Consider the following 8,835-nt stretch of genomic DNA (forward strand, 5'->3'; position numbering starts at 1 on the left):
GCTTTTAGTGATTCATATCGAGTCTTTGTAAATGCGTCACTAAAACTTCTGCCAAATGTTGCGCCAAATCCGATCTAAGCGCCGCCTTGTCATCGTAGCTGCCATTGAGACTTGAATAATTAGGATGGCTGCGCGCTTTTTTGATCGGGCTTGGTAATTTATCGCTTTGCCAAGGCAAATTTTGATCGCTGGTGGTAATCTCTGAGAAGCTGGCGTGCCCACGATGTCTAAGATGATGGTGTAGATTTTGGGCACGAGCGGCGAGCAATGTGATCGTCGGTGCGTCAATCATGAGCGTCTGCACGCCCATCGCTTTGTCTTTGATGGTGGTGGAATTTGGTAAAAGTCCGCCAATGACACCGCCGATGGCTGTGCCAAGACCAAGGCTTGCGCCCAAAGTTGCCACATCAATGCCTGCACCGATGATCATTCCCGTGACGCTACCGCCTGCTGTGCGTATCCCATACTGAGTCAATAGCTCGCTATCAAACACATCTTGGGTGCTGCTTGTGATATCTAGCCGCTCAGAGGTGATGCTTTGATGATAAAATCGATATAAATTTAGTAATTTATCATGTAGAATCGATTCGCCTTGACGCACCGCATTTTGCATCTGCTTAAGTGTTGGTGTAGCATCGGCGTCGCTTGCGATTTTTTGGTGATATGCGGCGACATTAATCAAAAAATCAGCGATCATCTCAGAACCAGTTTCCATCAGCTCATGCCATGTATCGCTGCGCTCTTGCTTGAGTCTTTCGATATTTTGATCATGGTTGGATAACAGGCTAAGATTTGACCATAAAGCCATCTCATTTTCAAAGTCAAAAGCGACCGTGTCAAAGGCATTGACCACATGTAGTGCACGCCGTGACAGCATCTCACGCCAAGCCTGCATGTGATGATTGGGATGATTAATGAAGTTAAAAACCGGTAAAATCGGCGTGCCTGATCCAGCCAAGATGGCAAGCTCATCTTTATATTTGCCAAGCACCGGCTCTTTGGCATCAATAATATAAAGGGCAATATCTGCCTCAAGTAAGCTTTTGATGACCTTGGCTTCTTGGCTAAAATCCCCGTCTAGTCGCGCATCATGATTATGAACTGCCTGTAAAAAATCAGATAGGCGCTCTACACCATCGGCGCGTCCATCGGTGTGATCCTGTAAAAAATCCATCACACCTGTGGCATCTTCTAATCCTGGTGTATCATGCAAAGTGATCAGTGGCACATTGTCTTTACTTAGTATATCAACAGCACTGACATGGCGCGTGGTCGCTGAAGCGTTGTGCACTTCGCCAAAATAGCTGTCGCGCAGCAAGGTTCTTAGTAGCGATGTCTTACCGACATTGGTATGCCCGATCACAGAGATGGTGGTCAGGCGATTGGATGAAGTGGGCGTCATAAGATTTACCATTCGTGCTGCTGAAGTTCGATGCGCAGCTCCTTGCGTTTTTTTGCCATTTCGTAGCGCTGTTTGGCAAGCGGATCATCCAAAACCAAAGGCGGTACAGGCACAGGTTTGCCTTCTTGATCGACAGCCACCATATTAAAATAACAGCTGTTGGTATGACGCGCTGTGCGAGTTTGGATATTTTCCGCTTCCACGCGTATGCCCACCTCCATGGAAGTGGTGCCCACATGGTTAATACGCGCCAAAAAAGTGACCAATTCACCCACATAAATCGGTTCTTTGAAAATCACTTGGTCAACAGACAGCGTCACCACATAGCTGCCCGCATAGCGACTGGCGCAGGCATACGCAACTTGGTCAAGCAGCTTCAAGATAGTGCCGCCATGCACATTCCCTGAAAAATTCGCCATATCAGGCGTCATCAGTACCGTCATGGTCAAGTCAGTTGGGGCGATATTTAGGGTACAAAATCCACTCATGGCAAATCCTTATGTAATGAATTATAAACAATTCGGTGGCTTAGGCAAGCCTGCAATGCGATTGACATGCCGAGCTACCAAGCCTGTCTTAAACAGCTGTTGTAGCTTTTGATTGCTGATATCAAGACTGGGTAAGCTTAGCATCAAATGCTTAATCAATGGGCGTGTCGATGGACTGTGGTGATAAGTTTCAAAAAAAACACGCACCTCGCTAATGATCTGATAATGTTCACTTTCAAGCGTCACTCCAAGCGTATCAGCAAGCCTTTGTGCGACCTCAGGCGTCCAATCGGTATGATCTTTTAGGTGACCGTCATCATCTAGGCTGGGTAAATGGTCCATAGTTATATCAATGATCTAATTAAAATATAGTGTTGTATCGTACTCATCTGATCGTGCGCTGCCTGAGTGTAATGATGCTTGTATGGCATCATCCAAGGCATCAATCTCTTGAAAATCATGATATGCTTTGGGAAGATCATAAAGCGCCAAAGACTGGATCATACCATATAATCGGCTTTCAGGATTGGTTAGTAAAACTAACACTTTCTCACCGAGTTCAAGCTGAACATTATGGTCAAAAGTCGCCAAAGTGAGCGCCAAAGCAATCGCTTCATAGCCGATTAATTCGCTGTCGGTATCGATATGAATTAAAAATTTCATCCATCATCCTTAAAACTGCATCACTGATGAGGCATCATCAATCATCATGGCAAGCTCAGACAGCCCAACCAAATAAAACGGCGACAGCAAATTATCCCCTGTCAGTCCATGTCGAGCGGCATTTTGGGCATCGCACACACCCCGAGCCAAAGCGGTGCTGACACAAACGGGCAGGGCGATGCCATGATCGTTTGCCAATACTTGCCACTGCTTAGCAACACTTGGTACATCAGCGGTCTGCCACATCAGTCGATTGGCGGTATAAGCCCCATCACCATAAAAAAACACCGAGATTGGATTGCCTAAGTGTAATTGCTTGGCGGCGTATTCAACCGCAAGCTTGCCTGCATGGCTGTGCGGCGATGAAGTGACAAGTAGTAAAGTCATAAATGAAAGCAGCTTTTGGATCAACAAATCATGATAATCGTTTATTATAGCCCAAAAATTGGTGTAAAATAAGCCCAAGTCATTTTTTATTGATACATGGATTTTAAGGCGACTGCATGGCTTCTTTGTATTTTGTGCCCAATCAAACTCAGCTTGACTACTTATCATTGGCAAGCCCATTTGCATCTCAAATTTATCAAAAACACACCGAAGACGCCCAAGTATTTTTGGGAGAATATGGGTTTGGGCGAAGTTTGTCAAGGTTAGATTTTGACGCATTGGTCCGCCGTTTTGTTGGGCTTGGCACGACCAATTACCTTGATTTTACCAATGAAGAAATGGTCATGTCAGGGCTTCGTAAGCTGCGCCAAATGCTGATGCTAAAGTGGATTTGGCAAGATGCGCTGTCGGTGATTTCTTTGGAAGATTTGACGCGTGAGCTGTCAGATTTTGCTGATAGTTGTATTGGGTTTTCTAAGGATTTTGTGTATCACAAGCTGACCAAACGCTATGGCGAGCCCATCATTCGCCAAAAAAACAAAACGCTCAAAGATGAGCTTGCTATCATCGCCATGGGTAAATTGGGCGCCCAAGAGCTGAACTTGTCCAGTGATATTGATTTGATTTTTGTGCATATTGATAATGGCGAAACAGACGGCAAAAAAATCATTGATAATCATAAATTCATGCGCGATCTTGGACGCGGCGTGATTAAGCTTTTGGATGAAAATACCGAACATGGCTTTGTCTTTCGGGTGGATATGCGCCTGCGTCCTTGGGGCGATGGCTCACCACTGGTGATGCACATGGCGGCATTGGATAAGTATTTTAGTCAGCATGGGCGCACTTGGGAGCGTTTTGCTTGGCTAAAGGCGCGCGTGGTGAATGACATCAGTGATGAATTTGCGCAACAGCTTAGCCAATTATCAAGAAACTTTGTACACCGTTATTATATTGATTATAGTGCGTTTAGCGCGCTGCGCGAAATGAAAGCCATGATCATCAATCAGCAAACCCAAAGGCAGGATTTGGATAATGTCAAGCTTGGGGTGGGCGGTATCCGTGACATTGAATTTATTGTTCAAGCATTTGCCTTGATCTATGGCGGGCATCATGTTCGCATCGCTGAGAATCCTGCATGCCTGGATTGTTTGGCGGTATTAACCGAGCTTGATTATATTGATAAAGATGAAAGCAAACAACTGGCGGCGGCGTATCGATTCTTGCGCCGATTAGAGCATGCCATCCAAGCGCGCCACGATCAACAAACCCAATGCCTGCCAAGCAATCCCGATGAGATGCTTGCCATCGCACAGACCTTGGGCTATGAGTCGGTTAAGTCATTTCGCTCAGTGCTGGATGCGCATCGCCATAATGTCAGCAGACCCTTTGGGCGCATGGTGACAGACAGGCAGTCTCCTAAGCAAGAAAGCTTAGACATTATTCAGATTCAGTCGTCATTGGATGAGATATTGGGCGATGATTCAGCGGCAGCGCTTGATGAATTTATGAACTCTCGGCTGGTGATGGGGCTTGATGATGTCGCAAAAGACAGGCTCAATCAAGCCTATCCCATCATCTTGCATGCTTTATTGACGCACGCCGAAAAAGATGGTGCAGAGTCAGCAAAAATCGCCTTGCCCAGATTGATTGCGCTCCTAGAAGCCATTTGTCGTAGGTCAATTTATCTGGTGATGCTGAGCGAAAATCCAGATGCAACGGTGCGCTTGATCCCGACTTTATCGGCAAGCCCATGGATCGCCCGAGAGCTTGCGCATTATCCAGTGCTGCTTGATACATTCCTTCAAAAGCGTTATCTACATTTGCCTGATAAAACTGAGCTTACCGATATTCTCAGACAAAGCCTGCTTAGAGTGGAGCCCTTTGATGACGAAGGCTATTTGACCACCATACGACTATTCAAAAAAACTCAAGTTCTGGCAGTGGCGACCGCAGATGTGCTGGGTTTGCGCCATACGATGAAAGTATCCGACAGTTTGACCTATATCGCTGAAGTGGTGCTTGAATCAGCGCTGTATCGAGCGTTACATGAGCTGTCCGTCAAGCACGGGTTTCCTTTATTAAATAACGGTGAGCGTGCGCACATCGCCGATTGCGGCTTTGCGATCACTGGTTATGGCAAATTGGGCGGTCTTGAAATGGGTTATGCGTCGGATCTGGATTTGGTGTTTTTGCACCGCATCGACGAAAAAAGCGAAACTGATGGCGATAAGCCGATCAGTGGCATGAAATTTGCTTCTCGCTTGATCCAAAAACTGATGAATTATCTGGCAACCCAAACCCGTGATGGGCGCGCCTATGAGATTGATACGCGCTTGCGCCCCTCGGGCAATGCTGGCGTGCCGGTAATTTCTACCCATGCTTTTGAGCTGTATCAAACGGACAAGGCTTGGGCTTGGGAGCATCAAGCTTTGGTTCGGGCGCGGGGTCTGACAGGTGATGTGTCAGTGCTAAAAGAGTTTGACCGTATTCGTAAGCAAGTCCTGACCACGCCAAGGCAAGCGACACAAGTGCGCCAAGATGTCATTGAAATGCGTCAAAAAATGCAAAATCATTTGGGCACAAAGACGACGAGGCGTGAGCATGGAGAAGCCGAGCAATTTAATCTCAAACAAGATTTTGGTGGCTTGATAGACATTGAATTTTTGGCTCAATTTATGGTGCTTGCTCATGCGCACGAGCACCCAAATTTGGCAATTTGGCCAGATAATGTACGCATTTTTGAGGAATTGGAACAAACAGGCATTTGGACTGCCGATCGCTGCCAAAAGCTGACCCAGGCTTATTTGGATTTGCGCAAAAAAACCCACGAACTTGCCTTATCTGAACAAAAAAATGTCGTCGGTGATCAAGAGTGGCATGAGCTGCGTCAATTTGTGCGAGAGGTCTGGGAGGATGTGCTCGGCTGAACATATTAAAATTCCACAAATTTATGATCAAAAGTGTGTTTTGACATAATAAAAAGCAATCAATTTGGCTAAGAAAATCATTTTATTATTTTTATGGCATCTGCTATAATCGCTTGAAATATTAAATTGTAATAATTTTTAACAACCGATATGGAGTAATTTATGAGCATGGCAACCCAAGAAGGCAAAATGTGGCTAGATGGCGCATTGGTAGAGCAGCCAGATGCCAAGGTGCATGTGCTGACCCACAGTTTGCATTATGGCTTGGCGGTGTTTGAAGGGGTGCGTGCGTATCAGACGCCAGATGGGCGTACAGCCATTTTCCGCTTACAAGAGCACACAGAGCGCCTGCTAAACTCCGCCAAAATCTTTCAATTGGATTGTACTTATGGTTTTGATGAGTTTATCCAAGCCCAAAAAGATGTTGTGCGCCTGAATAATTTGGCATCGGCATACATTCGCCCACTGATTTGGGTGGGTTCTGAAAAGCTAGGTATTGCCGCCAAAGATAATACCATTCATGCGGCGGTTGCTGCATGGCATTGGGGAGCATATTTGGGTGAAGATGGCATCAAAAATGGCATCCGCGTCAAGACCTCTAGCTATACCCACCACCATCCCAATGTTACCATGTGTAAGGCAAAAGCTGCCAGCAACTATCCTGTGTCAATCCTAGCCAACCAAGAAGTGACCCGTAACGGCTATGATGAAGCCATTTTGATGGACCCTCAAGGCTTTGTCTGTCAAGGGTCGGGCGAGAACCTATTTTTGGTTAAAAATGGAGAGCTACACACCCCAGATCTGGCAGGTGGTGCGCTTGACGGCATCACTCGCCGTACCATCATTGAGTTCGCTCACGATTTGGGCATCAAGGTCATTGAGCGTCGCATTACTCGCGATGAATTTTATTTGGCGGATGAGATCTTTATGACTGGTACAGCGGCTGAAGTGACGCCAATCCGCGAATATGATGACCGTGTGATTGGCAATGGGGGTCGTGGTCCGATGACCGAGCAGCTGCAAACTTTATATTTTGATGTCGTTCAAGGGCGCAATGATAAGTATAAGCACTGGCTAAGCTATGTTGATGAATAATCTTTGTCAATGATATCAATATCTTGACATGATCTTGATGACAGACTTCTTAAAAGTCAAAAGGCGCTTTGGGCAACTTAAGCGCTTTTTAACTTTAATTAAATTTTAACATATAAACAGGTTGATGATGACTCAAAGTGACTTTAATGAAGTGCTATTACCCAAGCCTGACTATCCTGAAGATTGGGAATGCTGCGGCAGTGAGTGTGGAGACTGCTGTGTTTATGAGATTTATCAGCGCGATAAGATAGCATATGATGCGCAGCAAAAACGCTTAAAAGAATTTTTAGACCAAAAAACAGCTGAATGATTGGCTGTTTTTTTTATTTCATTGTGTGGATTAATCCAATAAAAACCCTGCCAATCGGCAAGGTTTTTTTTAAAAATGGTGGGGACGGAGAGACTCGAACTCTCACACCTCGCGGCGCTGGAACCTAAATCCAGTGCGTCTACCAATTCCGCCACGTCCCCAAATCTGGTGAAGCATCACTGCTTTTGTGCGTGCTATTATAGCGGATTTTTATGATTTGACAAGTATTTTGTGCAAATTTTTTATTTTTTAAAGAAGCTGACATAGTGTTATGATTTATTTTGAAATATCGCCATCATCTCATTGGCGGTGATCGTCAGGGTCCTCATGTATTCGTTGATTGATTGGTATAGATTTTAGCGGTATAATCATTCTTAAGTCAATGGCAAATCCTGTCGCTCGGTGGTCGTGCTCTCTGGGCGATTTTTTTGACAGTAATTTTTAATATGACATAAGGCAGCTATGCGACATTTTTTATTTGATATCATTTTTACTTTTGTCTGTTTTGTGATCGCGGCATGGTGGGGATATAGCCGTGGCGGTATCTCTGGGATGTTTTTGGTGCTGGGGATTACAGCAATTTTGGCGATCATGGAGATTTCTTTATCATTTGATAATGCGGTGGTGAACGCTTCTATTTTAAAGGGTTGGAATGATTTTTGGAAAAAGATTTTTTTGACCGTCGGTATTTTGATCGCTGTTTTTGGGATGCGTTTGGTGTTCCCAATTGTTATCGTCGCAGTGACCGCCAATTTGGGTATGGGCGAGGTGATTCATCTGGCGCTGAATAATCCAGTCCAATATGCCGAGCATCTCAATGCGCATCATGCGGAGATCTCAGCGTTTGGGGGGATGTTTTTATTACTGGTGTTCCTAAAATTCATCTTCGGTGATAAGGATGTGCATTGGTTTAAGTGGCTAGAGTCTCGCTTGGTCAAGTTTAGCAAAGTGGATGCCATGAGTGTGTTTGTTGCGCTCGTTGTCTTGATGATCTCTATGAGCTGGGTAGAAGAAGCAAAACAAGGCGTCGTCATGGTCGCAGGCATTTGGGGGATTTTGGTCTATTTGGGCGTCAGTGTGCTATCAGCGCTCCTAGAAGGCGACAGCGACGCCGAGGAAGTGGTGTATGACTCAAAAGGTAATGAGATCGTCAATACCGCTGGCGTGTCACCCACGATTTTAAAGGGCGGCATTGCAGGCTTTTTATATCTTGAAGTGTTGGACGCATCTTTTAGTTTTGATGGTGTGATCGGTGCTTTTGCGATTACTAATGATGTGATTGTAATTATGATTGGTTTGGCGATCGGTGCGATGTTTGTACGCTCTATGACGATTTATTTGGTAGATAAAGGGACTTTGAATGACTTTATTTATTTGGAGCACGGCGCACATTATGCCATTGGCGCGCTCGCCATTATTATGCTGCTATCGACACGCTTCCATGTGCCTGAGATTGTCACAGGCTTGATTGGCGTTGCATTCATTGTGTTGTCAGTATTTAATTCGATTCAATATAACAAAAGACACGCCAATGATTAATAAAAAAGCAGCCAAAATCTG

At 45.2% G+C, this 8,835-nt stretch carries 9 protein-coding genes and 1 tRNA gene; 4 read left to right on the forward strand and 6 right to left on the reverse strand.

Features of this window, described 5'->3' with window-relative positions; all coding sequences use genetic code 11:
- Nucleotides 1-4 precede the first annotated feature (4 nt).
- Genes B0180_RS03895 through tusD form a run of 5 tightly spaced genes read right to left on the reverse strand, consistent with a single transcriptional unit; the run spans nucleotide 5 to nucleotide 2,940 of the window.
- Nucleotides 5-1,402, reverse strand: a complete 1,398-nt coding sequence (locus tag B0180_RS03895) for a DUF3482 domain-containing protein (RefSeq protein WP_078255770.1) — start codon at nucleotides 1,400-1,402, stop codon at nucleotides 5-7.
- A 5-nt stretch (nucleotides 1,403-1,407) separates the two neighbouring features.
- On the reverse strand, nucleotides 1,408-1,890 hold the full coding sequence (locus B0180_RS03900) for an acyl-CoA thioesterase (RefSeq protein ID WP_049235811.1): 483 nt from the start codon (nucleotides 1,888-1,890) through the stop codon (nucleotides 1,408-1,410).
- A 21-nt stretch (nucleotides 1,891-1,911) separates the two neighbouring features.
- Nucleotides 1,912-2,232 carry a TusE/DsrC/DsvC family sulfur relay protein gene (locus tag B0180_RS03905; RefSeq protein WP_078255737.1) on the reverse strand — a complete coding sequence of 107 codons (321 nt, stop codon included), beginning with the start codon at nucleotides 2,230-2,232 and terminating at the stop codon, nucleotides 1,912-1,914.
- 15 nt (nucleotides 2,233-2,247) lie between these two features.
- The gene (locus B0180_RS03910) at nucleotides 2,248-2,553 is read right to left on the reverse strand and encodes a hypothetical protein (RefSeq protein ID WP_078255738.1); all 306 of its coding nucleotides are present in this window, start codon (nucleotides 2,551-2,553) and stop codon (nucleotides 2,248-2,250) included.
- Nucleotides 2,554-2,562: 9 nt separating this feature from the next.
- Nucleotides 2,563-2,940 (reverse strand): sulfurtransferase complex subunit TusD, encoded by a 378-nt coding sequence (gene tusD / locus B0180_RS03915; protein ID WP_078255771.1) that lies wholly within the window; start codon nucleotides 2,938-2,940, stop codon nucleotides 2,563-2,565.
- Between the two features lie 116 nt (nucleotides 2,941-3,056).
- Here tusD and glnE point away from each other — a divergent pair, with 116 nt between their 5' ends.
- The 3 genes from glnE (at nucleotide 3,057) to B0180_RS03930 (ending at nucleotide 7,275) form a co-directional block, all read left to right on the forward strand.
- On the forward strand, nucleotides 3,057-5,870 hold the full coding sequence (gene glnE / locus B0180_RS03920; RefSeq protein ID WP_078255739.1) for a bifunctional [glutamate--ammonia ligase]-adenylyl-L-tyrosine phosphorylase/[glutamate--ammonia-ligase] adenylyltransferase: 2,814 nt from the start codon (nucleotides 3,057-3,059) through the stop codon (nucleotides 5,868-5,870).
- 162 nt (nucleotides 5,871-6,032) lie between these two features.
- On the forward strand, nucleotides 6,033-6,965 hold the full coding sequence (locus tag B0180_RS03925; protein ID WP_078255740.1) for a branched-chain amino acid transaminase: 933 nt from the start codon (nucleotides 6,033-6,035) through the stop codon (nucleotides 6,963-6,965).
- A gap of 127 nt (nucleotides 6,966-7,092) precedes the next feature.
- Nucleotides 7,093-7,275, forward strand: a complete 183-nt coding sequence (locus B0180_RS03930; protein ID WP_233424915.1) for an oxidoreductase-like domain-containing protein — start codon at nucleotides 7,093-7,095, stop codon at nucleotides 7,273-7,275.
- A 76-nt stretch (nucleotides 7,276-7,351) separates the two neighbouring features.
- Here B0180_RS03930 and B0180_RS03935 read toward each other — a convergent pair.
- Nucleotides 7,352-7,436, reverse strand: a tRNA-Leu gene (locus B0180_RS03935).
- A gap of 301 nt (nucleotides 7,437-7,737) precedes the next feature.
- On the opposite strand from B0180_RS03935, the gene B0180_RS03940 reads away from it, so the two are divergent.
- Nucleotides 7,738-8,814, forward strand: coding sequence for a DUF475 domain-containing protein (locus B0180_RS03940; RefSeq protein WP_078255741.1), 1,077 nt, complete (start codon nucleotides 7,738-7,740; stop codon nucleotides 8,812-8,814).
- Nucleotides 8,815-8,835 lie beyond the last annotated feature (21 nt).

Origin of the sequence: Moraxella canis, from assembly GCF_002014965.1 — a bacterium.
Classification (GTDB): domain Bacteria; phylum Pseudomonadota; class Gammaproteobacteria; order Pseudomonadales; family Moraxellaceae; genus Moraxella; species Moraxella canis.